This window comes from Faecalibacterium prausnitzii (assembly GCF_049532945.1).
Classification (GTDB): Bacteria; Bacillota; Clostridia; order Oscillospirales; family Ruminococcaceae; genus Faecalibacterium; species Faecalibacterium prausnitzii_N.
Genome location: NZ_CP186691.1, coordinates 85,293 through 108,594, shown reverse-complemented (window position 1 = coordinate 108,594; position 23,302 = coordinate 85,293). Strand labels below are relative to the sequence as shown.

The window sequence follows — 23,302 nt, the reverse complement described above, 5'->3', positions numbered from 1 at the left end:
CATGCTGGAAAATCTTCTGTTCAGCATGAACAGCACCATGCCGCTGTTCTTTATCATGCTGCTGGGCTACCTGCTCCACCGCAGGCAGTTCCTCACCGACGACTTCGTGGCCATGGCCAACAAGTTCGTGTTTTATGTGGCACTGCCGGTGCAGCTGTTCCGCGACCTTGGCAAAAACGATGTCCGCGCCACCTTCGATGGCCGGTATGTGCTGTTCTGCGCTGCGGCCACCACGGCAAGCATTCTGGTTATCTGGGGGCTGGCCCGGCTCTTTTTGAAGGATAAGCACATCGTGGGGGAGTTCGTGCAGGCGAGCTACCGCTCTTCGGCGGCCATCCTCGGTGCGGCCTTCATCCAGAACATCTATGGCACCTCCGGCCTGTCCGGCCTGATGATCCTGGGCAGTGTGCCGCTGTACAACATCTTTGCGGTCGCCATCCTCACGCTGGAAAGCCCTTCGCAGGACGCCCGGAGCGGCATGGGAGAGAAGCTGGTCAAGAGCCTCAAGGGCATCGTGACCAACCCCATCCTGCTGGGCATCGCGGCGGGCTTTGTGTGGAGCCTGCTCCGTCTGCCCATGCCCGCCATGGCCAACAAGACGCTCTCCAGCCTGGCTGGTATGACCAGCCCGCTGGCCCTGCTTGCCATCGGTGCGGGCTTCAAGGGCCGCGCAGCGCTGGGCTACCTCAAGCCTACGGCCGTTGCAACGGTCATCAAGCTCATCCTCCTGCCGGCCATCTTCCTGCCTGTGGCGGTGCGGCTGGGCTTTGTGGACCAGAAGCTCGTGGCGCTGATGGTCATGCTGGGCAGTGTGACCACCCCGGCGGGCTACGTCATGGCCAAACAGATGGGCCACGAAGGCACCCTGACCGGCAGCGTCTGCGTCACCACCACCTTCTTCAGCGCCCTGACCCTGACCTTCTGGGTCTTCTGGGCGAGGAGCCACGGTTACATCGTATAAATAAAAAAGAGCTGCTGCAAAACTCCTTCAGTCACGGCTTCGCCGCGCCAGCTCCCTCAAAGAGGGAGCCTGACATGACGGTAAGCTGTGAAGCCTCCCTCATTGAGGGAGGTGGCATCGCGTAAGCGATGTCGGAAGGAGTTTGCAGCGGCTCACTTTTTTGTATTAAAATAAAAACACAACAAAAAAGCATCTTGAAAAACTTCAAGATGCTTGGTGGTTGCGGGGGCCGGATTTGAACCAACGACCTTCGGGTTATGAGCCCGACGAGCTACCAGACTGCTCCACCCCGCGATATTTACTTTGTGCTCTCAGCCGTTCTCGCTGACTGCTCAAGTATAATACCACAGAGCGGGGGAGATGTCAAGTGTTTTTCGAAAGTTTTTTTGAACCTTCCGGTCATCACTTCGCTTCAGGCTTGCGGGGCTGCTTTTTGCGGGGGTGGCGGACTTTGTAGAACACCACGCCGCAGACGATACCGATGCCAATGGCGGGCCATGCGCCGATGAGGAAGACGAGAACCGTCTGGACCCCGGCGGTGAAGTTCGACCAGCCGTTCCGGAAGGCGTTGACCAGCCGGGCACCGAAGCTGCTGCCGGTGGAGGTCAAGGTCTCGACCTCGTTGAGGGTGATGTTCACGGTGCAGTACTGCACCTGATTGGCGTACCAGTTCAGCTGACTCTGGTAGCTCTCGATCTGGTACTGCACGTCGCTCAGGGAGGACTCGATCTGCAGCAGGTCGGAGAGCGCGTCCGCGCTGGCCTGCAATTCCTGCAAACGGGTGCGCTGGGCGGTCAGATTGTCCAGCCGGGCCTCGATGTCCAGATACTGGGTGGTCACATCGTCGGCGCTCTCGCTCCGGCTGATCACGCTGCCAGCGGCTTCGGCAGACGTCAGGAAGGCGCTGTAAGCGCTCTCCGGCACCCGCAGGGTCAGCGAGAGGGTGCGGGTGTTGTCGGTGCTGTCGGTGTACTCATTGCTGGACTCCATATAGCCGTCCATGCTGTCCAGCGTCTCGTCCAGCTGCTGGCGTGCCCCATCGAAGTCTTTGGTCTCGATGGAGAGATCGGCTGTGTAGATGATCTTGGCGCTGTCCACCGTGCCGGAAGCCGAGTTCTCGCCCTCCACATTGCCGGAGGTCAGCAGGTCGGCGCTGCCGGTACCACTCACGGCGCGTTCGGCGCTGCCGGTGCCGTAGGTGTCTGCACCGCCGTCCAGAGAATAGGTGGCAAGCTCCGGTGCGGCATCGTAGGCGGCTGCCGTGCTGGGCGCAGACCCGCCGGAGAACAGGGTGACACCGTTCCAACTGCTTTTGCTCAGCGCGGCGCCATACAGGCAGACACCGCACAGCGCCACACAGGCGGCCAGTTCCGCGGCCCGTTTGACTGGGAAACGGAGGGGGGCTTTTTTCTTCTTTTCCGGTGCAAGGGCCGGGGTGAGCTGGGGTTTGGGGGTGGTGCCGGATGCGGCCTGCTCGGCCTGCCGGGCCTTCTGCATGGCCAGCAGCTTTGCCTTCAGATCGTCCGGGGCGTAGAGGTCGTCCGTCTCCATCTTGTACTCATACCACCTCATCTTCGATCTCCTCCTTCAGCATCGTATGTAACTGCGCCCGGGCACGCCGCAGCCAGCTCAGCACCGTGTTGGACGGTGCGCCCATCATCCGGCCGATCTCCGCCGCCGTGTACCCCTCGTAGTAATGCAGATAGATAGCATTGCGGTAGTTTTCCGGCAGGGCGCGCACTGCGTCCAGCACACTGCCGTCTTCCATCTGGTCGGGTGCGGGGATATTCTCGTCCAGCTCGGTGTCCTTCTGATGGGCTGCGCGGGTCAGGTCCCGGCAGCGGTTGATGGCCACCCGCAGCAGCCACGCCTTGAGGTGCTCCTCACTCTCAAAGCGGCCGTCGTAGTTCAGGAGCTTTTCGAAAACATCCTGCACCACATCTTCGGCGTCCGCCGCGCAGCTGCAATTGTGGTAGGCTGCTCGGTAGACGGCGTCGCTGTATCGCTGCACAGCCAGCGCAAAAACTTCGTCTTTGGTCAACTGTCCCATATCGTCTTACACTCCTTTGAAGCCCCGGTGGCCGGGGTTTGCTGGAAATCGTTGGTTCCAGTGGGACATTCTACCGGATACACGGCTGAGAGGTCCCGATTATTGCATCGCAGAATAAAAAGAGTATAACAAAAATTCAACGTTTGTACAATCGCTGAAGCAACGCAATGCGCCCGGCGAGGAAGGCTTCGGCCTTGGGGTGGGCAAGCCAGTGCTTGTCGCCCGGCTCCCGGCAGAGCCGCTGCTCCAGCGCATGAGGGTCGGCGTCGATGGCCTCCACATCCCGCAGCGTGAGGGTGAGCGTGAGGGCCGCCGCGCAGTCCGGCAGCGGCGGCAGCGGGTCCTCCCACACAAAGGGCGGCAGCAGCTGCACCGCCACCGTGGCGCGGGTGCACTCCTCGGTGAGCAGCAGGGCGGCGGGTGTGCCGTCGGGCAGGACATGGAGGCTGCTGTAAAGCAGCTGCAAAGTCCGGGGTGCCAGCAGGGGCGTGCTGGCCGCGCCGGGCGTTTCGCGCAGGGTGAGGAAGGCTTCGGCCTCGTCGGCGTAGATGCGCCGGGCCGGTGCCTGAAAGTCTGCCCAGAGTGCGGGCAGCGCAAACACGCCCTCGCGGTCCAGCCCATGCTGGAGCAGCAGGTAGAACTCGGTCAGTGGGTAGGCCGGGTCCGGCTGCGGCATCCCGAAATCCGGCCGGGAAAGATGTCCTCCGCCCATGTGATACGCCTCCTTGGAGATTCTGCTTCCAGTATAGTGGGCTGCGGGCCGTTTGGCAAGCGGAATCACGGATTGTAAACCCTGACTGAATTTTTGTGTTGACCATTTGTGGCGGGCCGGGGTATACTGGCGAGCGTGACCGACAACAACGACAATATCGACCCGAATATCGGAGGGGAATCATGGAGAAGAAACTGACCACCTATCAGATGGCTGTCACTGCGCTGATGGCCGCCGCGCTGTGCGTGCTTGGCCCGCTGAGCGTGCCCATCGGAGCCATTCCCATTTCGCTGTCAAACTTTGTCATCTGCCTGACCGCATGGCTGCTGGGGCCCAAGTTCGGCACCCTGAGCGTGGCGGTGTACCTGCTCATCGGCCTTGTGGGCGTGCCGGTGTTCTCCGGCTACGGCGCGGGCATTGCCAAGCTGGCAGGCCCCACCGGCGGCTATCTGGTGGGCTACCTGCTGCTGGCCTTCATCGGCGGTCTGTTCATCGAAAAGAGCAAGGGCCAGCCGGTGATCGCCGGCATCGGCCTTGTGCTGGGCGATGCCGCCTGCTACGTGCTGGGTACCGCATGGTTCGTGTTCCAGATGCAGTGCGAGCTGGGCTATGCGCTTTCGGTGTGCGTGTACCCGTTCATTGCGCTGGACCTCGCCAAGATCGTGGTGAGCTGCATCGTGGGTGCACTGCTGCGCAAGCGTCTGGTACAGGCTGGCGTGCTGAAGCTGAAGGAGGCCTAACAGGCAAAGCAAAAGGGAGACTGCAAACGCAGCCTCCCTTTTTTATTTGTGATCCGTTATTTTACATAGCCAAGGGTCGCAGCCATCACGGCCTTGATGGTGTGCATCCGGTTCTCGGCTTCGTCGAACACGATGCTCTGGGGGCCTTCAAACACTTCATCGGTCACTTCCATGGCATCGCGGCCAAAGCGCTCGCCCATCTCCTTGCCCACGGTGGTCTTGTGGTCGTGGAAGGCGGGCAGGCAGTGCATGAACACAGCGTGCAGGCCTGCAATGTCCATCAGCTGCTGGTTGATCTGGTAGGCGGCAAGGTCGTTGATGCGCTCAGCCCACACCTCCACCGGCTCACCCATGGACACCCACACATCGGTGTACAGCACGTCGGCACCCTTGGCGGCCTTGGCGGGGTCCTCCTCAAAGGTGAGGGTGGCACCGGTCTCGGCAGCGATCTTCTGGCACTCGGCCACGAGGGCAGCGTCCGGCTGGTACTTCTTGGGTGCACAGGCGGTGAAGTTCAGGCCCATCTTGGCGCAGCCCACCATCAGGCTGTTGCCCATGTTGTAGCGGGCATCGCCGAAGTAAACGAAGTTGATGCCCTTCAGGTGACCAAAGTGCTCCCGGATGGTGAGGAAGTCGGCCAGGATCTGGGTGGGATGGAACTCGTTGGTCAGGCCGTTCCACACCGGCACACCGGCGTAGTGGGCAAGGTCTTCCACGATCTGCTGGCCATAGCCCCGGTACTCGATGCCGTCGAACATGCGGCCCAGCACACGGGCAGTGTCGGCGATGGACTCCTTCTTGCCGATCTGGCTGCCGGACGGGTCAAGGTAGGTCACTTCCATGCCCAGATCGTGGGCAGCGACCTCGAAGCTGCAACGGGTGCGGGTGGAGGTCTTTTCAAAGATCAGGGCGATGTTCTTGCCTTGCCAGCTGGTCATTGTGGCGGATGCCGGCCTTCTTTTTTGCCTTCAGGTCTGCGGCAAGGTCCAGCAGTTCTTCGATCTCGGCAGGGGTGTAGTCCAATAGCTTCAAAAAGCTGCGGTTCTTCAGACTCATTGTATATTTCCCTCTCTATGCAATCATTATTGAATATTTATTCAAGCTATGATTCTATTATAGTACGTTGCATCAGGAAGGTCAAGAGGAAGCTTACAGCTCCAGCTCTGCCTTCCGTCCGGTGGACTGATAGGCAGTCAGCTTCACGCCGGCTTTTTTGAACATGAACCGCGCCGCCACGCTGGAATCGCTGTCGTGGTACTTGTCGCCGTAGTACACCACCTCGGCAATGCCCGACTGGATGATGGCCTTGGTGCACTCGTTGCAGGGGAACAGAGTCACGTACACCCGTGCACCTTTCAGATTATTGTGGGCGCTGTTGAGGATGGCGTTCAGCTCGGCGTGGCACACGTACATATACTTGGTGTCCAGCGGTGCGCCCTCCCGCTCCCAGGGCATCTCGTCGTCGCTGCAGCCAATGGGCATACCGTTGTAGCCCAAGGACAGAATTTTGTTTTCCGAGCTGACGATGCACGCGCCCACCTGACTGTTGGGGTCCTTGGAGCGCATGGCCGTGAGCAGCGCAATGCCCATGAAATATTCATCCCAGTTGATGTAATCGGTACGTTTCATAAAAACAGCCTCCCTTGCAAGTATGGCTTGTTCCGGTTTGACAGAACGTTGAAAATCGACTATGCTGCAAATGAAAAGACGCTCGCGGCCGGAGCGCAAGGTAAGGATACCATAAAAAGAAAAGAAGTGCAATCGCAAAAGCACCCGCAGGCTCAGCGTCTGCGGGTGCTTTTGGCATGGTTATGAGAAGGTTTGAGAGAGGTTCAACTTACTTGTTGCCCTTGTAATCCAGCGGGAGGCTGGTCCAGCGGGCGCGGAAGTGGAAGGCGGCGTCCTTCGGCTGACGCTGACGGGTGAAGATGCCCTTCTTGTTGCCGTTGGCGCGCATGATGCCCTCGGTGGTCTGGAAGTCTGCAAAGTTCCAGACCAGCTCGCCCTGCACGAAGTCGTAGCTATCGAAGACGTTGTGGTTCATGTCGAGGTACTCGTTCTGGTACTCCTGGCTCCACATGACGCTGGGCAGCTTGTGCTCGGTGGGCATGGTGTCGGCACCGTACTCGGTGAAGATCATCGGGCGGCCGTTCAGGACCTTGGCCCAGCCGTCCATCTCCTTGCGGAATGCGGCCTCGGCATCCACGATGCCCATGCCGCCCATAACGTACCAGCCGTAGTAGCGGTTCAGGCTGATGAAGTCAGCGAACTGCTGGCCCTTGCTGTTGTGGGGCAGGCTCATCATGACGATGGCGTAGGTGCGGGGGCGCTTCTGCGGGTCAAGCTCGTGTGCCAGATCGAACAGGGTCTTGAAGTAGGCTTCGGTGCCCTCGCTGGTGCACTGGGGCTCGTTCAGGATGCTCCATGCGATGACGGAGGCGTGGTTCTTGTCGCGGTCGATCATGTCGGTCAGCGCGTCCTTGTGGTTTTCCAGCAGCTGAGGCGTGGTGTCCTTCTCGAACCAGCCCACCTTCTTGCCGTTGCCCTGGTTTGCTGCCAGGAAGTTCATGGTGCTCTCCATGAAGCCGACGGCGGGGACTTCGTCGATGATGAGGAAGCCTTCCTCATCGGCCATCTGGTACAGCTCCTCCGCATAGGGGTAGTGGCTGGTGCGGAAGCAGTTGGCACCGATCCACTTCATCAGCTCGTAATCGCGCTTGACGGTGGCCAGGTCGAGGCCGCGGCCGCGGATGTCTGCATCCTCGTGCTTGCCGAAGCCGCGCAGGTAGACGGGCTTGCCGTTCAGCAGGAAGTGGCCGTTCTGGATCTCGAAGGTGCGGATGCCGATCTTCTCGGTGTACTCGTCGACGATGGCGCTGCCGTCGTGGATGCGGATGACGATGTTGTACAGGTAGGCGGCATGGACGTTCCAGAGCTTGGCGTCCTTGACGACCAGAGTACCTTCCTTGCCGGAAGCCTCAGCGACCTTGGTGGTGCCGTCGTACAGCTCTACGGTCACGTCGTGGCTGCCGTTGGTGGTGACGGTGTAATCGACCTCGGCACCGTCCGCAGTCAGGCGGTGCTTGACGGAATAGTCCAGAACGCGCTCGGCGGGCAGGGCCATCAGCTTGACGGGGCGATGGATGCCGGCATAGTTGTAGAAGTCGAAGTAGGGGGCAGCGACCTTTTTGCCGTTGGACAGGGTAGCGGTGTTGCCGGCGGGCAGCATGTACTCGTTCAGCTCGTTGTTCAGCAGGACGCTCAGCTTGTTGTACTGGTTGTAGCGGACGATGTCGGTGACGACTGCGTCAAAGGGCAGGAAGCCGCCCTCGTGCTGTGCGACCTCGACGCCGTTCACAAAGACGCGGGCGTGGTGGGTGGCAGAGCCGAAGCGGATGGCGATGTCCTTGCCGCTCCACTCGCCGGGCACGAAGAAATCGGTCTCGTACCAGAAATCGCCGCAGTACTCGCGGGATTCCTTATCGGTGAAGAAGTCGCAGAAGGAAGCGGGCACGGGCATGGAGATGGACTCCGGCAGGCCGTTTGCCCAGTCTGCATCGACGCCCTCGCTCTTGGGGTCGAAGCGGAAGCGCCACATGCCGTCCAGGCTGACGACGCGGCGGGAAGTGGAAGCCACAGGATACAGCAGGGATTTGTTGTTCATTGCAGGAACCTCATTTCTCATCATACTAAAACATTTTGAACTACGAAATAAACCTCTCCGTCATCGCTGCGCGATGCCACCTCCCCTGATAGGGGAGGCCTTGGCAGTCCCCGCAAAGGATACGGTTTCGCCAGAGGCTCTCCGATCAGGAGAGCTGTCGAGCGAATGCGAGACGGAGAGGTTGATACCGCAGCTCATATCTTCTGGTATCAGTATGACAGATTTTTTGCAAAAGGAATAGAACAAATTTTTTATAAATCCAGACTTTTTTGGGGAATTTTGAACGATTCCGGGGCAGAATACCTATTATAATGCGGACGCCGCCGCGAAAACTGTTAAAATCAACTACGCCAAGGAAAATGTAGTGAAAGAGATTCCACATATTTTATGAAAAAATTGGCAAAGTGCCCAAACAATAATCGTAAAATTTTACGTTTTCACCTAAAAATTGTTCTAACGATGATTGCTAAAGATTTGTCATAATACTGATATACAAGCTGAAATGCAGTGAACCATATTTCGATGTGTTTTGCAGCAGCGTTTGGAGAACCGAATCCAAGAATCGATCTATCTAAGGAGAAACCAATGGCAAATGAGATGAAGAAAGCTGCCCCCTTCGGCATGAAGGACAAGGTCGGCTACATGTTCGGTGATTTCGGCAACGATTTCACCTTCCTGCTGTCGTCGAGCTTCCTGATGAAGTTCTACACCGACGTCATGGGCGTCAACGCCGCCATCGTTGGCATGGTGATGATGATCGCCCGTTTTGTGGATGCGTTCACCGATGTGGGCATGGGCCAGATCGTGGACCACTCCAAGCCCACCAAGGACGGCAAGTTCCGCCCCTGGATCAAGCGGATGTGCGGCCCGGTGGCCATCGCTTCCTTCCTGATCTATCAGTCCGGCCTGGCCGGGATGCCCTATGGCTTCAAGGTGGCCTGGCTGTTCATCACCTACATCCTGTGGGGCTCCATCTTCTATACCTCCATCAACATCCCCTACGGCTCCATGGCTTCCGCCGTCTCGGCAGACCCCAAGGACCGCGCGGAGCTGTCCACCTGGCGCACCATCGGTTCCACGCTGGCCAACATGGTCATCGGCGTGGCGACGCCCATGGTCGCCTATGTCGTCGTGGACGGCAAGACGGTGATGTCCGGCTCCCGCATGACCATCATCGCAGGCGTCTTCTCCATCTGCGCCATCCTGTGCTATATCGTCTGCTTCAAGCTGACCCGTGAGCGTGTCGAGGTCCCCGCAAGCAGCCAGAAGGTGAGCGCTTCCGCCATCTTCAAGAGCATCTTCACCAACCGGGCGCTGCTGGGCATCATCGTGGCGGCCATCTTCGTCCTGCTGAGCCAGCTGACCGTCATGAGCCTGGCCGGTTACGTTTACCCCAACGTGTACGGCAGCGCTGCCGCACAGTCCACTGCCAGCCTGCTGGGCACGGTGGTCATGCTGATCGTCTGCGCACCCTTTGCTTCCAAGCTGGCTGCAAAGTTCGGCAAGAAGGAGCTGGCCGTGGCCTCCAGCATCTGCTCCGCTCTGGTCTGGCTGGTCTGCCTGATCTGGCGTCCGGCCAGCGTCTGGGGCTTTGTGGCCTGCTACATCCTGGCCAATATCGGCATGGGCTTCTTCAACACCATCATCTGGGCTATGATCACCGACGTCATCGACGACGCCGAGGTCCGCAGCGGCATCCGTGAGGACGGCACCATCTACTCGGTCTACTCCTTCGCCCGCAAGCTGGGTCAGGCCTTCTCTTCCGGTCTGGTCGGTGCCCTGCTGGGGATCATCGGCTACACCGAAGCGACTGCGTTTGACCCCGCTGTCACCCGCGGCATCTTCAACATGGCCTGCATCGCCCCCATCATCGGCTTTGTGTGCATCGTGCTGGCGCTGGTCTTCCTCTACCCGCTGAATAAGAAGAAGGTCGAGGAGAACGTGGCGGCTCTGGCTGCGCGCCGCAACAGCAAGTAATCCTTTGTAAAACATAGAGCGAAGTGCTCTGCCGTCTTGGGATGGCAGGGCACTTTTTCTGCGCTCGGCCACTTGTTTCTTGCAGAAAAATGCTGTATACTGATATATCAAATGAGATGTGAGAGATGCGATGAAACAGGAAAGGAGACGCCATGCGGGTCGATCCATTACAGGTGCTCACCAAACTGGCGGCAGCACAGAATATCCCCACCCGGCGGGTGACGCCGCCGTTCGACGGACTGGAAGAGTTCGACTACGGCCTGCGCCGCTCGCTGGACCCGCAGTTCGACTGGCAGGAGTTCGGCCGGCTGCTGCTGGAACAGACCCCGGCGCAGACGCTGCTCTTCGTTGAGGGCACCTTTGAGCTGCATTTTGCCCTCTTCCGCATCCCGGACGAGGAGAACACCGTCTTCCTCGTCGGGCCATGGACCTTTGGCCCCCGCAGCGAGAAGGCCCGCAAGTGGGCCCGCCGCTACCTGGGTGAGGCCGGAGAGAATGCCGTGCAGGAATACTACAACGGCGTCAAGCTGCTGCAGGCGAACGATTTTTACATGACCATCCGGGTCCTGGTCGGGATGATGATGGGGGAGGACCTGGTCGTGAAGGAGCTGAAGGAGTTTCTGCCCTTCTGCTTCCACCCGGACGTCCGGTATTTCAACGAGCCGAAGTTCCAGAAGGATATCCCCATCTCCATGCTGGAACAGCGGTACGAATCCGAGAACCGCATCCTTGATGCCGTGTGCCGCGGTGACGACGAAGCCGCCATCGAGGCCATGCACCATCACTCCCGCTTTACCTACGGCGGGCGGTTCGAAGGCTCGCTCTACCAGCAGAAGAACATGATGATCGTCTTCAACACCCTGCTGCGCAAGGCCATCGAGCCCAGCAAGGTGCACCCCTATTATATCGACGCCATCTCCAGCAAGTACGCCCGCATCATTGAGGAGGCCGACGAGATCCCCCAGGAGATGATGTGGCAGATGGTGCGGGATTACTGCGCCTATGTCCGCCGCTACTCGCTGAAGGAGTTCTCGCCCGCCGTCCAGAAGGTGATGAACTACGTCAACCTGAATGTCTCCGAGCCGCTGACACTGAAGAGCCTGGCGGCCATGTGCTTCATCAGCCCGTCGTATCTGTCGGCGCTGTTCAAGCAGGAGACCGGCACCACCCTCATCGACTATATCAACACCCAGCGGGTGAACCGTGCGGCCCAGCTGCTGGAGCAGAACAACCACAGCATCGCCGCCGTGGCCGAGGAAGTGGGCATTCTGGACGTGAATTACTTCACCAAGATCTTCAAAAAGACCCTCGGCGTCACCCCCACCCGTTACCGCCGGGAACATAAAGAAAAATAACTGCGAAACAGCAGAATGAAAAAAAGACCCATTTTGTCCTTTTGATGCGTACAGATTATGCACCGGGGCAAAGTGGGTTTTTTTGCATCGGATAGGATTGTTGCACACCGGAACGATCTCTGTAACTATTTTGAGAGATTTCATGGACTTTTGTATGGAATTTGGACGCATGTTGCAAAATTGAAAGAAATTGTGCTTGATATCAAAAAGAAACTTGTATCCAACAAAAGCAATTGTGAAGGATGCACAAAAGATTTCTTGGATTCTTGTGAACTTGTTCTATTGCGAACGGTCGTGCGGACGGTTATAATACAAACAGAATCACGAAACGTGCGGTGTGCGCACGATTCGATTTTGCTGTGATATGCGAATGAAGGAGAACATTATTATGAAAATGATTTCGCGTCGTGACTTCCTGAAGGCTTCCGCTGTTGTGGGTGCCGCTGGCGTTCTGACCGCCTGCGGCGGCTCCTCCAGCTCCACCGCTGCCTCCTCTACTGCTGCTTCCTCTGTGGCTGCTTCTTCTGCAGCCGCTTCTACCGGCAGCGCAAACGTTGGCGTTTGCATCTATCAGTTTGCTGATAACTTCATGACCCTGTACCGCTCCGATCTGGAAGAGTACCTGAAGGATATGGGCTACGCCGTCACCATCATGGACGGCAAGAACGACCAGAACACCCAGACCGAGCAGATCAACACCTTCCTGCAGCAGGGCGTGGACGTGCTGGTCATCAACCCTGTCCAGACCACTTCCGCACAGACCATCGTTGATACCGTCAAGCCCTCTGAGACTCCTATCGTCTTCATCAACCGTGAGCCCGACAAGAGCGTTCTGGACTCCTACGCAGACAAGTGCTGCTACGTTGGTGCTGACGCACGTCAGTCCGGTACTTATCAGGGCGAGCTGATCCTGGAGACCGAGACTCAGGGCGATATCAACGGCGACGGCAAGATCACCTACATTATGTGCAAGGGCGACCCCGAGAACATCGATGCTCAGTACCGCACCGAGTACTCCATCAAGGCTCTGACCGATGCAGGCAAGGAAGTTGAGTGCCTGTACGAGTACCTGGACAACTGGGATCAGACCACCGCTCAGCAGGACGTTGCAAACGCTCTGTCTCAGTACGGCGATAAGATCGAAGTCGTCTTCTGCAACAACGACGCAATGGCACTGGGCGCTCTGCAGTCCATCCAGCAGGCAAGCCGCACCGTCGGCAAGGACATCTATCTGGTCGGCGTCGATGCTCTGGCAGAGGCTGTTCAGGACGTTCTGGATGGCAACATGACCGGTACCGTGCTGAACGACGACGTGGGTCAGGCTACCGCAGCTGCTGAGGCTACCAAGCTGTACGTTGAAGGCTCCAAGGTCGAGCAGTACTACTGGGTCGACTATGTGAAGGTGACCAAGGACAACGCTTCCGAGTACGTGAAGTAAGACCAAAGTTTTCCTGAAACAATGCAAGGTGCGCAGTGGACCTTGACGGCTTGAGCAAAGCTATAAAGCGCGTGCGTGCGAGAAATATTCTCCGCGCACGCGCCTTGTTTTGAAAAAAGGTTTTTCTGCGGCCTTATAATAAACGACAAGGAGGCTCTGCGGAATGTCAGAATACCGTCTGGTAATGAAAGGCGTGGTCAAGACCTTCCCCGGCGTCAAAGCGCTGGATCACGCCCAGTTGGAGCTTCGCCCCGGTAAGGTCATGGCGCTGATGGGTGAAAACGGCGCCGGTAAGTCCACCCTGATGAAATGCATGTTTGGCATTTACAAGATGGACGAGGGCGAAATTGAATACGAGGGCGAAAAAGTTACTATCACCACCCCTCTGGATGCACTGAACCGCGGCATTGCCATGGTGCATCAGGAACTGCAGCCGATTCCGGCACGTACTGTGGCCGAGAACATCTGGCTGGGCCGCTACCCCACCAAAAAGTACGGTCCTATTACGGTGGTGGATCACGCCAAAATGTACAAGGATACGGAGGAGCTGCTGAAAAAGCTGAAGCTGGAGATCAATCCCCGTGCAAAGCTTGGCTCTCTGAGCATCGCACAGATGCAGATGGTGGAAATTGCAAAGGCTGTTTCCGCAAACTGCAAGGTGCTGATCCTGGACGAACCCACTTCCTCACTGACCGCAAACGAAGTTGAGTCGCTGTTCCGCATCATGCGCGAGCTGAAGGCTCTGGGCGTGGCACTGGTCTATATCAGCCACAAGATGGACGAGATCAAGGTGATCGCGGACGAAGTCACCATCATGCGCGATGGCCAGTACATCGGTAAGTGGGACGTTGCCAACATGACCAAGGAGCAGATCATTGCAAAGATGGTCGGCCGTGAGCTGTCGAACCTGTATCCCCCGCTGGAGAACCATCCCTCGGACGAGGTGATGATGAAGGTGGAGGACTTTACATCCATCCATCCGCGTTCCTTCCGCCACTGCAGCTTCGAGATCAAAAAAGGCGAGATTCTGGGCGTGGCCGGTCTGGTGGGCGCACAGCGCACCGAGCTGATGGAAGGCATCTTCGGCCTGCGTGCCCATACCTCCGGTAAGGTGTGGATCAAGGGCGAAGAGGTGAACATCAAGCAGCCCCGCGACGCCATCCAGAAGAGCGTGGCTCTGCTGACCGAGGACCGCCGTGCCACCGGCATCATGGGTGTGCTGAGTGTTGCGGATAACATCTCCATTGCATCGCTGGATGCCCTGCGCAAGGGCCCCATCATGCTGGACAACAAGAAGATCCTGGATCTGGTGGCTACCAACAAGGAAAAGATGGCCATCAAGGTACCCAGCCCCAAGACCCAGATCAAGAGCCTTTCCGGCGGCAACCAGCAGAAGGTGCTGATCGCCCGGTGGCTGGCCAACAACCCCGATGTGCTCATTCTGGACGAGCCTACCCGCGGCATCGACGTCGGTGCAAAGTATGAGATCTACTGCATCATCGCCGATCTGGCCAAGCAGGGCAAGAGCATTATCATGATCTCCTCCGAAATGAGCGAGATCATCGGTATGTCCAACCGTGTCATGGTCATGTGCGATGGCCGCATCACCGGCTTTATCGACGGTAAGGATGCCACGCAGGAGAACATCATGGCGCTGGCTACCCAGTTCGAGACCGCACCTTGACGCAGCTGCGGCAAATCAGTAATTAAGGAGGCTGTCTATCGTGGAAGCTACCAAAAAATTGAATGGCAAGGCTGTGGGCAAGTGGCTCAGCAACAACGCCATTATTATGATGATGCTGGCCATCACTCTGATCGTTGGCATCATGCACCCCAACTTCTTCTCCGGCACCAACATGATCAACCTGTTCAAGAACGTGTCCATCCGCTACATCATCGCTCTGGGCATTTCCGGCTGTTTGATCACCACCGGTAACGACCTGTCCGCTGGCCGTCTGGCTGGTTTTGCCGCATGTCTGGCCTGCATTTTTGCGCAGACCGAAGGCGCTTCCGGCAAGTTCTACCCCAATATGCCCACCCTGTCCACCCCCGTGGTGTTCATTCTGGTCATTGCCATCTGCGCCATCGTGGGTCTGTGCAATGGTCTGGTGGTCAGCTACCTGAAGGTGCAGCCCTTCATTGCTACCTTGGGTATGCAGCAGGTGGTCTACGGTATCTGCCTTGTGTACACCGGCGGTACCCCCATCGGCTCTTTGAACAAAAACTTCACCTCTCTGGCCTCCAACACCATCATCGGTGTGCCCGTGCTGATCTGGATCGCTTTGGTGGTGGCTGCATGCTTCTGGTTCCTGTACAACAAGACCCGCCACGGCAAGTACATGTACGCCATCGGCGGCAACGAGGCTGCTGCTGAGGTGGCCGGTGTCAACGTGCATGCTACCAAGATCCGCATCTACATTCTGGCCTCCTGCATGTTCGGTCTGGCAGGCTGCCTGCTGGCTGCAAAGTCCGGCGGCGCATCCGTCAACACTGCAATGGGCTATGAGCTGGACGCCATCGCAGCCTGCACCATCGGCGGTGTTTCCACCACCGGCGGCGTTGGTACTGTTCCCGGCGTTCTGGTCGGCGTTCTGGTCTTTGAGCTGATGAAGGTGGCTCTGCAGTTCATGAACGTGAACTCCTCCTACACCTACATCGTTCAGGGCCTTGTCATTATCGTGGCTGTGGCTATCGATATCCGCAAGTATCTGGCAAAGAAGTAATTTCCCCCGAAAGAGAGCGCCTGCTGGGCCGTCCACTCGTTGCAGTGGACGGCCCGCTTTGTTATAATAGAAGAAAAACCAAGGAGAACGACCATGGCAGAATGGAATGAAAAAGAAGCCGAACTCGCCCGCCGCGAAGCACTGCTGGCCGAGCGCGAGGCCCAGCTGGAAAAAGAACAGGCCGAACTGGAAGCGCGCAAGGCGCAGGGCGAAGCGGGGAAGAAGAGCCTGCTGAACAACAACGACCCCAACTTCGTGAACCCCAAGGAAAAGCTCTACGACAAGTTCCCGCTGAGCGTCCACCAGATGGACATCATCATCGGGGTGCTGTTTGCCCTCATCGTTCTGTTTCTGGTGCTGGGCATGACGCACACCAGCTTTTTCGGCCTGTTTGGCGGCTGAAAACGTGGAGTGGGAGCAGCCGCTCTTTGGGAGACTGCGTAGCCCGGCCGAGCCGCACTTGCAATTTCCCCCGGCGGATGGTATCATAAGCACTGCATGTTCTGTGCATGCAAAATAGAACCAAGGAGCAATCTTTTGATGAAGATCATGAATCGTATCCTCTCTGTTGTCGCTGCTGCTGCACTGGCCGCCGGTCTGCTGGCGGGCTGCGGCGCTTCCTCTGCCGCAGGCAGCACGGCTTCTTCCGCTGCGTCCAGCGTGGCGGCATCTTCGGAGGCCGCTTCCTCGGAGGCTGCATCGGCAGAGGCTTCGGAAGCCAAGGTCAAGGCCCAGTTCACGGTGACCGGGGCCGACGGCGAGAGCCAGACCTTCGACCTGGAAGTGACCGACGGTGAGAAGCTGAGCGATGCGCTGGCCGAGGCCGGCATCATCAGCGCAGACGAGGCCGCTGCAGGCTTTGTCACCACCGTCAACGGCGAGACCGCCGACTGGGACAAGGACAGCGCCTGGTGGTGCCTGACCGACGCTTCCGGTGAGATGACCGCCGTGGGCGTGGCGGACATCGAGCTGCACGACGGCGATCGCTATGCCTTTACCTACACGAAGTAAGGAACCCATGCACACCAGAGTGCTGCGGCTGGTTCTCAGCGGGCTGATGGGCGCACTTCTGGTGGTGAGCAAACAGGCCATGAGCGGCCTCCCGAACATCGAGCCGGTGACGCTCCTCATCATCCTGTTCGCGCTGGAACTGCCCCGCGAGACGCCGGGGGCCATCACGGTGTTTCTGGTATTGCAAGGGGTGCTGTATGGCTTCGGCCTGTGGTGGGCGATGTATCTGTACGTCTGGTATCTGCTGGCCTTTCTGGCCCGGCTGCTGCGCCGGATGGACCATGCCCTCGGCTGGGCTGTGTTCAGCGGGCTGTATGGCCTGTGCTTCGGCGGGCTGTGCGCAGCGGTGTATCTTGTGGCCAAGACGCCCGCCTTCGCGCTGAGCTGGTGGCTGAGCGGCCTTTCCTACGACGCGATGCACGGCGTGGGCAACTTTGCCCTCATGCTGCTGCTCTACCGGCCTCTGCGCACGGCGCTGCGCACCGCCAAAAAACAGATCCATGGATGAAAAAGACGTGCTGCACAGCGTGTGCGGCACGTCTTTTTCGTTATCCTAAGATCTTTTCCAGCAGCCAGAGCAGAATGCGGGGCAGACCGGCCTGCTCCAGAAACCAGAGCAGGATCGAGGACGAAAGGGAAAAGGTGGAAAGCATGAGCGGTTCTCCTTCCTTCAAATCTGAGAGCGCATTGCAACAGGCACTCCAGTAAAAATACGAAGGAGAAAGGACCGCGATTGCTGGAAAATTTTAGCGCTTTACGTTGAAAGCTGCCATGCCGGGGTAAACGGCGCTGCCGCCCAGCTGCTCCTCAATGCGCAGCAGCTGGTTGTACTTTGCAACACGCTCGGTACGGCTGGGAGCACCGGTCTTGATCTGGCAGGTGTTCAGAGCCACGGCCAGATCGGCAATGGTGGTGTCCTCGGTCTCGCCGGAGCGGTGAGAGCTGATGGCGGTGTAACCGGCCTTGTGAGCCATCTTGATGGCCTCCAGCGTCTCGGAAACAGAGCCGATCTGGTTCAGCTTGATCAGGATCGCGTTGCCTGCACCCAGCCCGATGCCCTTGGCCAGACGCTCGGTGTTGGTCACAAAGAGGTCGTCGCCCACCAGCTGGACCTTGCCGCCCAGCTCGCGGGTCATCTCCTGCCAGCCTTCCCAGTCTTCTTCATCCAGACCGTCCTCAATGGAGATGATGGGGTATTTTTCCACCAGACTCTTCCAGTGTGCGATCAGCTCGCTGGAGGTGAACTCGGTGCCGGCCTTGGGCAGCTTGTAGAAGCCCTTGCCCTTGGGGCTCTTCCACTCGGAGGACGCGGCATCCATGGCCAGCATGAAGTCCTTGCCGGGCACGTAACCGGCCTTTTCGATGGCGGCCAGAATGGTCTCAATGGTCTCCTCGTCGCTGGACAGGTTGGGGGCAAAGCCGCCCTCATCGCCCACGGAGGTAGCCAGACCCTTGGCCTTCAGGATGGAAGCCAGAGCGTGGAAGACCTCCGCGCACCAGCGCAAAGCTTCCTTGAAGGAGGGCGCGCCCACGGGCATGATCATGAACTCCTGCGTATCCACCGTGTTGGTGGCGTGTGCGCCGCCGTTCAGAATGTTCATCATGGGCACGGGCAGGCGGTTGCCGTTCACACCGCCCAGAAAGCGGTACAGCGGCATATCCAGAGAAGCAGCGGCTGCACGGCAGGCGGCAATGGACACGGCCAGAATGGCGTTTGCGCCCAGATTGGATTTATCTTTGGTGCCGTCGGCCTTGATCATGGCAGCGTCGATGGCGTAGATGTCGGAGGCATCCATGCCCACAACAGCATCAGCAATGACGGTGTTGATGTTCTCAACAGCCTTGGTCACGCCCTTGCCCAGATAGCGGCCCTTGTCGCCGTCCCGCAGCTCCAGAGCTTCAAACTCACCAGTGGATGCGCCGGAAGGTGCGCAGCCGCGTGCCACAGTGCCGTCGGCCAGAGTGATCTCCGCTTCTACGGTGGGGTTGCCGCGGGAGTCCAGAATTTCGCGGCCAACAACAGATTCAATTTCCAGATAATTCATAAGAAAGACCTCCCGGTAATGATTTGAAATGGTGGATAGTCAATACTAACTAACTGCCTTTATCCTACCACGTCCTGTGCCTGGTTGCAAGAGGGGATTGCGATGTTTGCGGCTGTAAACATCATCAGTCTGCCCGGAGGCGGGGGCGGATATGCCGGGAGGTGGGAAGGCGGCCGCCGAACCTGCCCGGAACCGACCGGATGGCAGCCGTGTAACCTTTTTGACATTCATGAAAACCGTTCATTTCAGGGTGAAACAAGGTGAACAATTTGAAAAAACAGCCAAAAGTGATATGGAAGTTTTGTGTAGTTTAACATGATTTGACGGAAAAGGCCCGGAAAAGTATGGACGGTTTGTGAATTGCGAACGGCCCCGAAGGGGGCTATAATGAAACTACCAAGAGCAGAGCCGCTTTGAGGGAAAGGGCTCTGCTTTCTGCATTTTGCAAATACTTCCAAACAGGAGGATAACGATTATGAAAAAGATGATTTCTCGTCGTAACTTTCTGGCTGCTGCCGGTGTTGTTGCTGCAGCCGGCGTTCTGACTGCATGCGGCGGTTCTTCTTCCAGCACGGCTGCTTCCGGTTCTGCGGCTGGTTCCGCAGCCGGTTCCGCTGCTTCCGGCGACACCATCAAGGTGGGCGTCATGGGCCCCTTGAGCGGCAACGTTTCCGTTTACGGTCAGGCCGTTGTCAACGGCGCTACCCTGTACCTGAAGCAGGTCAACGAAAAGGGCGGCATCAACGGCAAGCAGCTGGAGATCATCACCATGGATGAGCAGGGCGATGCAACTCAGGCTGTTACCTGCTTCACCAAGATGTGCGATCAGGGCATCACCGCTCTGGTGGGCGACGTTACCACCACCCCGACTCTGGCAGTTGCTGCCGAGAGCGCAGACTACAACATGCCCATGGTCACCGCTTCCGCTACCGCTGAGGCTGTCACCTACGATGCCGAGACCGACACCGTGAACGAGAATGTGTTCCGCGCAACCTTCACCGACCCGTTCCAGGGCATCAAGATGGCTGACTACGCTTACCAGCGGTTGGGCTACACCAAGGCAGCCGTCATCTTCCAGAAGGGCGCTGACTACAACGAGGGTCTGGCAGAGAACTTCGTCAACGAGTTCGAGAGCCTGGGCGGCACCATCGTCGATCAGGAGACCTACTCTGAGGGCGATGTGGACTACAAGACCCAGCTGACCACCATTCTGGGCAAGGCTCCCGAAGTGGTGTTCTGCCCCAACTACTATCAGGAAGTCGGTCAGATCCTGGCTCAGGCTGAGAGCATCGGTCTGGCAGTTCCCTTCCTGGGCGGCGACGGCTGGGATGGTCTGGAAGGCTACGCAACTGCCGACCAGCTGAAGGATGCCTACTTCTGCGCAAACTACGCAAAGGGCTCCAACCCCGACTTTGAGGATGCCTACAAGGCTGAGTACGGTGAGGAGTACCCCAACGGCTTCGCTCCTCTGGGCTACGATGCTGCCATGACCGTTGTCTACGGCATTCAGGCTGCTGAGGATGCCGGTCTGGCTGCTGGCGATGACGACTACAAGCAGGCCGTCATCGATGCCATCGCAGGCGGCACCATCGATGGCATCACCGGCACCTTCACCTTCGATGAGCACCACAACCCCGTCAAGCAGACCGCTATCCTGTGCTTCGACGGTGCAACCCCCGTTCTGAAGGAAATGTTCTGATCTGCTTTGATCCTGCGCACCGGTGTGCGGCATAAAGGCAGCACTCAGAAATAAAAGACCCATTGCGGAGACCGCCGGAACAGGTTTTGCTCGGCCGTCTCCGCTTTTTTGGTAAAAAAGTGCATTCCCCAAAAGGCGTGCAAACGCCGCAAAGAAAGGAAGTATCAGTTCATGACAGTGTTTTTTAGCCAGCTGATCAACGGCTTGTCCCTTGGCAGCATCTATGCACTGATCGCACTGGGTTACAGCATGGTGTACGGCATCATCCTGCTGCTGAACTTTGCCCATGGCGATGTCATTATGGTTGGTGCGTACATGTCCTGGTTCGTGATGAATCAGCTGGGCCTTGGCCCGGTCACTGCTGTGTGCGCCACCATCATCACCTGCACGCTGCTGGGCGTTGTGATCGAGAAGATCGCCTACACCCCGCTGCGCAACGCACCCCGTATCTCCCTGCTGATCACGGCAATCGGCGTGTCCTTCTTCCTGGAGTACACTGCAGAGCTGATCCTTGGTTCCGGTGCAAAGGTCATTCCGGCCTACTACACCAACCAGACCTTCCGCATCGGCTCTGTGCCGCTGGGCCTCACCTCTGTCATCACCCTGCTGGTCACGGTGCTGTCCATGCTGGTGCTGACCTTTCTGGTGCAGAAGACCAAGCTCGGCAAGGCCATGCGTGCCGTGTCTGAGGATATGGACGCTGCCCGCCTGATGGGCATTAACGTCAACAGCACCATTTCCTTTACCTTTGCGGTGGGCTCCGCACTGGCCGGTATCGGCTCGGTGCTGTACTGCTGCAGCTACCCGCAGGCGACCCCCACCATGGGCTCCATGCTGGGCCTGAAGGCCTTCGTTGCAGCCGTTCTGGGCGGCATCGGCTCCATTCCCGGTGCCATGATCGGCGGCATCGCCATCGGCCTGTGCGAGTGCTTTGTTTCCGCCATCGGCCTTTCCGCATGGAAGGATGCCGTCACGTTTGCGATCCTGATCATCGTGCTGCTGGTCAAGCCCACCGGCTTCCTTGGCCGCAAGGTTCAGGAAAAGGTGTAAGGAGGGCATGAAGATGAATACCAAACGCAAAACGCTCAAAATGCCCGTGCGCTACCTGATGAACGCCGTGCTGGTGGCTCTGCTGTTCGTGGGCCTGTCCTTCCTCACCCAGAACGTGCTGTCCACCTACCAGAACAAGGTGCTTCTCACCGTGGGCATCAACATCATTCTGGCTGTCTCGCTGAACGTTGCCACCGGTTATCTGGGCCAGCTGCCGCTGGGCCATGCCGGTTTCATGGCCGTGGGTGCTTACACCTGTGCCCTGTTCACGAAATACAGCAATCTGCCCTCCGGTGTCGCTTTTGTCGTGGGTCTGGTGCTGGCCTGCATCGTGGCGGGCCTGTTCGGCGTGCTGATCGGCATTCCTGCTCTGCGCCTGACCGGTGATTATCTGGCCATCCTGACGCTGGGCTTTGGCGAGATCATCCGCATCACCCTGAACAACATCGATGATGTGCTGGGCTTCAAGCTGTTCTACGGTGCCAAGGGCCTGAAGAACATCCCCAAGTATTCCAACTTCGCCAATGTGTTCATCTGCGTGGTCATTACCTGCTTTGCCATCCACGCCATGATGAAGAGCCGCCATGGCCGTGCCGTGCTGGCCATCCGCGATAACGAGATCGCTGCCGAGAGCTGCGGCATCCAGACTACTTATTATAAGGTCATGGCCTTTGCATTCTCTGCCGCCTTTGCCGGTCTGGCCGGCGGCCTGTACGCCTGCTATCTGGGCGTTCTGGACCCCTCCACCTTCGGCTTCATGAAGTCCATCGAAATTCTGGTCATGGTGGTTCTGGGCGGCATGGGCTCCATGCTGGGCTCTATCCTGTCCGCGACCGTGCTTACCATCCTGCCCGAGGCGACCCGCAGCTTTGACAGCTACCGCATGGTAGTCTACTCGCTGGTGCTGGTCCTCATGATGATCTTCCGTCCGGGCGGCCTGCTTGGCAGCTACGACTTCTCCATGAGCCGCATTGTGGAAAAGATCATGAACGGCGAACTGTTCCGCAAGAAGAACAAGGAGGGTGCAGACCATGAGTGAGTTCCAGACGAGACTGAACAGCGTCCCCTCCGGCGGCTTTTTGACCGACCGCGACAAGGACAAAAAGCCCATTCTGGACGTGCGTGAGCTGGGCATCGACTTCGGCGGTCTGACCGCCGTGGATGGCTTCAACCTGATGATCGGCCGCAACGAGATCACCGGTCTGATCGGCCCCAACGGTGCCGGTAAGACCACCGTGTTCAACCTGCTGACCAACGTCTACCAGCCCACCCGCGGCTCCATCCTGATCGATGGTATGCCCACCGCCGGCAAAAAGACCTATCAGGTCAACCGCATGGGCGTGGCCCGTACCTTCCAGAACATCCGCCTGTTCAAGGAACTGAGCGTGATCGATAACATCAAGGTGGGCCTGCACGAGTCCATGAAGTACAATCTGGCATCTTCGCTGATCCGCCTGCCCAACTACTGGAAGGAAGAGAAGAAGTGCACCGAGCGTGCTCTGGAGCTGCTGGATATCTTCCACATGGCAGACCTCGCCAATGTGTGTGCAGGCAGGCAGCCTGCCCTACGGCGCACAGCGCCGTCTGGAGATCATGCGTGCACTGGCCACCAGCCCGAAGCTGCTGCTGCTGGACGAGCCTGCTGCCGGTATGAATCCCTCCGAGACTGCAGAGCTGACCGAGACCATCCGCCGCATCCGCGACGAGTTCAACATCGCCGTGCTGCTGATCGAGCACGATATGAGCCTGGTCATGGGCATCTGCGAGGGCATTGCCGTGCTGAACTTCGGCCGCATCATCGCCAAGGGCACGCCGGATGAGATCCGCAACAACCCGCAGGTCATCGAAGCCTATCTGGGCAAGAAGGAGGGCTAAGC

At 58.3% G+C, this 23,302-nt stretch carries 19 protein-coding genes, 1 tRNA gene and 2 pseudogenes; 14 read left to right on the top strand and 8 right to left on the bottom strand.

The features are described 5' to 3' along the window. Position 1 precedes the first annotated feature (1 nt). Complete coding sequence (locus ACNQFG_RS00480) at positions 2-961, top strand: AEC family transporter (protein ID WP_423405616.1); 960 nt, start codon at positions 2-4, stop codon at positions 959-961. A 217-nt stretch (positions 962-1,178) separates the two neighbouring features. Here the strand turns inward: ACNQFG_RS00480 and ACNQFG_RS00475 are convergent. From ACNQFG_RS00475 to ACNQFG_RS00460, 4 genes are all read right to left on the bottom strand, one after another. After that, positions 1,179-1,255 (bottom strand) — tRNA-Met (locus tag ACNQFG_RS00475). 108 nt (positions 1,256-1,363) lie between these two features. Further along, positions 1,364-2,533: a DUF4349 domain-containing protein gene (locus ACNQFG_RS00470; protein ID WP_423405615.1), complete on the bottom strand. Its 1,170-nt coding sequence runs from the start codon at positions 2,531-2,533 to the stop codon at positions 1,364-1,366. Continuing rightward, complete coding sequence (locus ACNQFG_RS00465) at positions 2,520-3,011, bottom strand: RNA polymerase sigma factor (RefSeq protein WP_423405614.1); 492 nt, start codon at positions 3,009-3,011, stop codon at positions 2,520-2,522. Before ACNQFG_RS00465 ends, ACNQFG_RS00470 begins: the two co-directional genes overlap by 14 nt. 136 nt (positions 3,012-3,147) lie before the next feature. After that, positions 3,148-3,723 carry a hypothetical protein gene (locus ACNQFG_RS00460; RefSeq protein ID WP_423405613.1) on the bottom strand — a complete coding sequence of 192 codons (576 nt, stop codon included), beginning with the start codon at positions 3,721-3,723 and terminating at the stop codon, positions 3,148-3,150. A gap of 182 nt (positions 3,724-3,905) precedes the next feature. Between ACNQFG_RS00460 and ACNQFG_RS00455 the strand changes: the two genes are divergently transcribed. Then, complete coding sequence (locus ACNQFG_RS00455; protein ID WP_423405612.1) at positions 3,906-4,463, top strand: biotin transporter BioY; 558 nt, start codon at positions 3,906-3,908, stop codon at positions 4,461-4,463. Positions 4,464-4,519: 56 nt separating this feature from the next. Here the strand turns inward: ACNQFG_RS00455 and argF are convergent. From argF to uidA, 3 genes and pseudogenes are all read right to left on the bottom strand, one after another. Next, positions 4,520-5,519 (bottom strand): annotated as a pseudogene (gene argF / locus ACNQFG_RS00450) (ornithine carbamoyltransferase). Between the two features lie 93 nt (positions 5,520-5,612). Then, positions 5,613-6,092 (bottom strand): deoxycytidylate deaminase, encoded by a 480-nt coding sequence (locus tag ACNQFG_RS00445; RefSeq protein ID WP_005944992.1) that lies wholly within the window; start codon positions 6,090-6,092, stop codon positions 5,613-5,615. A 208-nt stretch (positions 6,093-6,300) separates the two neighbouring features. Continuing rightward, positions 6,301-8,127, bottom strand: coding sequence for a beta-glucuronidase (gene uidA, locus ACNQFG_RS00440; RefSeq protein ID WP_423405611.1), 1,827 nt, complete (start codon positions 8,125-8,127; stop codon positions 6,301-6,303). 585 nt (positions 8,128-8,712) lie between these two features. Between uidA and ACNQFG_RS00435 the strand changes: the two genes are divergently transcribed. The 8 genes from ACNQFG_RS00435 to ACNQFG_RS00400 all read left to right on the top strand — a co-directional run bounded on the left by ACNQFG_RS00435 (position 8,713) and on the right by ACNQFG_RS00400 (position 17,139). Then, positions 8,713-10,104 carry an MFS transporter gene (locus ACNQFG_RS00435; RefSeq protein WP_097791449.1) on the top strand — a complete coding sequence of 464 codons (1,392 nt, stop codon included), beginning with the start codon at positions 8,713-8,715 and terminating at the stop codon, positions 10,102-10,104. Positions 10,105-10,256: 152 nt separating this feature from the next. Then, the gene (locus tag ACNQFG_RS00430; protein ID WP_097791448.1) at positions 10,257-11,459 is read left to right on the top strand and encodes an AraC family transcriptional regulator; all 1,203 of its coding nucleotides are present in this window, start codon (positions 10,257-10,259) and stop codon (positions 11,457-11,459) included. A gap of 388 nt (positions 11,460-11,847) precedes the next feature. Beyond that, positions 11,848-12,897 carry a substrate-binding domain-containing protein gene (locus tag ACNQFG_RS00425; RefSeq protein ID WP_423405610.1) on the top strand — a complete coding sequence of 350 codons (1,050 nt, stop codon included), beginning with the start codon at positions 11,848-11,850 and terminating at the stop codon, positions 12,895-12,897. Positions 12,898-13,060: 163 nt separating this feature from the next. Beyond that, positions 13,061-14,581 carry a sugar ABC transporter ATP-binding protein gene (locus ACNQFG_RS00420; protein ID WP_423405609.1) on the top strand — a complete coding sequence of 507 codons (1,521 nt, stop codon included), beginning with the start codon at positions 13,061-13,063 and terminating at the stop codon, positions 14,579-14,581. Between the two features lie 40 nt (positions 14,582-14,621). After that, positions 14,622-15,620, top strand: coding sequence for an ABC transporter permease subunit (locus tag ACNQFG_RS00415; RefSeq protein ID WP_120080912.1), 999 nt, complete (start codon positions 14,622-14,624; stop codon positions 15,618-15,620). A 93-nt stretch (positions 15,621-15,713) separates the two neighbouring features. After that, positions 15,714-16,022 (top strand): hypothetical protein, encoded by a 309-nt coding sequence (locus ACNQFG_RS00410; protein WP_302275378.1) that lies wholly within the window; start codon positions 15,714-15,716, stop codon positions 16,020-16,022. 138 nt (positions 16,023-16,160) lie between these two features. Further along, a complete protein-coding gene (locus tag ACNQFG_RS00405; protein WP_423405608.1) occupies positions 16,161-16,631 on the top strand; it encodes a DUF4430 domain-containing protein in 471 nt (156 codons plus the stop codon). Between the two features lie 7 nt (positions 16,632-16,638). Further along, entirely contained in the window at positions 16,639-17,139 is a 501-nt protein-coding gene (locus ACNQFG_RS00400; protein ID WP_097791442.1) for a hypothetical protein, read from the top strand. Positions 17,140-17,377: 238 nt separating this feature from the next. On the opposite strand, the gene eno is transcribed toward ACNQFG_RS00400, so the two are convergent. Further along, positions 17,378-18,676: a phosphopyruvate hydratase gene (gene eno / locus ACNQFG_RS00395; RefSeq protein WP_005942684.1), complete on the bottom strand. Its 1,299-nt coding sequence runs from the start codon at positions 18,674-18,676 to the stop codon at positions 17,378-17,380. A gap of 475 nt (positions 18,677-19,151) precedes the next feature. On the opposite strand from eno, the gene ACNQFG_RS00390 reads away from it, so the two are divergent. The 4 genes and pseudogenes from ACNQFG_RS00390 (at position 19,152) to ACNQFG_RS00375 (ending at position 23,300) form a co-directional block, all read left to right on the top strand. After that, positions 19,152-20,375 carry an ABC transporter substrate-binding protein gene (locus tag ACNQFG_RS00390; RefSeq protein ID WP_423405607.1) on the top strand — a complete coding sequence of 408 codons (1,224 nt, stop codon included), beginning with the start codon at positions 19,152-19,154 and terminating at the stop codon, positions 20,373-20,375. A 171-nt stretch (positions 20,376-20,546) separates the two neighbouring features. After that, entirely contained in the window at positions 20,547-21,425 is an 879-nt protein-coding gene (locus ACNQFG_RS00385; protein ID WP_097777225.1) for a branched-chain amino acid ABC transporter permease, read from the top strand. A 13-nt stretch (positions 21,426-21,438) separates the two neighbouring features. Next, positions 21,439-22,464, top strand: a complete 1,026-nt coding sequence (locus ACNQFG_RS00380; RefSeq protein ID WP_423405606.1) for a branched-chain amino acid ABC transporter permease — start codon at positions 21,439-21,441, stop codon at positions 22,462-22,464. After that, positions 22,457-23,300: pseudogene (locus ACNQFG_RS00375) on the top strand (ABC transporter ATP-binding protein). The gene ACNQFG_RS00380 and the pseudogene ACNQFG_RS00375 overlap by 8 nt, the downstream one beginning before the upstream one ends. Positions 23,301-23,302: the final 2 nt, after the last annotated feature.

What these genes read in the sequence shown, in the direction of transcription:
- ACNQFG_RS00480 (WP_423405616.1), top strand. Translation starts at nt 2, where the DNA reads ATGCTGGAAAATCTTCTGTTCAGCATGAACAGCACCATGCCGCTGTTC.
- ACNQFG_RS00470 (WP_423405615.1), bottom strand. Translation starts at nt 2,533, where the DNA reads ATGAGGTGGTATGAGTACAAGATGGAGACGGACGACCTCTACGCCCCG.
- ACNQFG_RS00465 (WP_423405614.1), bottom strand. Translation starts at nt 3,011, where the DNA reads ATGGGACAGTTGACCAAAGACGAAGTTTTTGCGCTGGCTGTGCAGCGA.
- ACNQFG_RS00460 (WP_423405613.1), bottom strand. Translation starts at nt 3,723, where the DNA reads ATGGGCGGAGGACATCTTTCCCGGCCGGATTTCGGGATGCCGCAGCCG.
- ACNQFG_RS00455 (WP_423405612.1), top strand. Translation starts at nt 3,906, where the DNA reads ATGGAGAAGAAACTGACCACCTATCAGATGGCTGTCACTGCGCTGATG.
- ACNQFG_RS00445 (WP_005944992.1), bottom strand. Translation starts at nt 6,092, where the DNA reads ATGAAACGTACCGATTACATCAACTGGGATGAATATTTCATGGGCATT.
- uidA (WP_423405611.1), bottom strand. Translation starts at nt 8,127, where the DNA reads ATGAACAACAAATCCCTGCTGTATCCTGTGGCTTCCACTTCCCGCCGC.
- ACNQFG_RS00435 (WP_097791449.1), top strand. Translation starts at nt 8,713, where the DNA reads ATGGCAAATGAGATGAAGAAAGCTGCCCCCTTCGGCATGAAGGACAAG.
- ACNQFG_RS00430 (WP_097791448.1), top strand. Translation starts at nt 10,257, where the DNA reads ATGCGGGTCGATCCATTACAGGTGCTCACCAAACTGGCGGCAGCACAG.
- ACNQFG_RS00425 (WP_423405610.1), top strand. Translation starts at nt 11,848, where the DNA reads ATGAAAATGATTTCGCGTCGTGACTTCCTGAAGGCTTCCGCTGTTGTG.
- ACNQFG_RS00420 (WP_423405609.1), top strand. Translation starts at nt 13,061, where the DNA reads ATGTCAGAATACCGTCTGGTAATGAAAGGCGTGGTCAAGACCTTCCCC.
- ACNQFG_RS00410 (WP_302275378.1), top strand. Translation starts at nt 15,714, where the DNA reads ATGGCAGAATGGAATGAAAAAGAAGCCGAACTCGCCCGCCGCGAAGCA.
- ACNQFG_RS00405 (WP_423405608.1), top strand. Translation starts at nt 16,161, where the DNA reads ATGAAGATCATGAATCGTATCCTCTCTGTTGTCGCTGCTGCTGCACTG.
- ACNQFG_RS00400 (WP_097791442.1), top strand. Translation starts at nt 16,639, where the DNA reads ATGCACACCAGAGTGCTGCGGCTGGTTCTCAGCGGGCTGATGGGCGCA.
- eno (WP_005942684.1), bottom strand. Translation starts at nt 18,676, where the DNA reads ATGAATTATCTGGAAATTGAATCTGTTGTTGGCCGCGAAATTCTGGAC.
- ACNQFG_RS00390 (WP_423405607.1), top strand. Translation starts at nt 19,152, where the DNA reads ATGAAAAAGATGATTTCTCGTCGTAACTTTCTGGCTGCTGCCGGTGTT.
- ACNQFG_RS00385 (WP_097777225.1), top strand. Translation starts at nt 20,547, where the DNA reads ATGACAGTGTTTTTTAGCCAGCTGATCAACGGCTTGTCCCTTGGCAGC.
- ACNQFG_RS00380 (WP_423405606.1), top strand. Translation starts at nt 21,439, where the DNA reads ATGAATACCAAACGCAAAACGCTCAAAATGCCCGTGCGCTACCTGATG.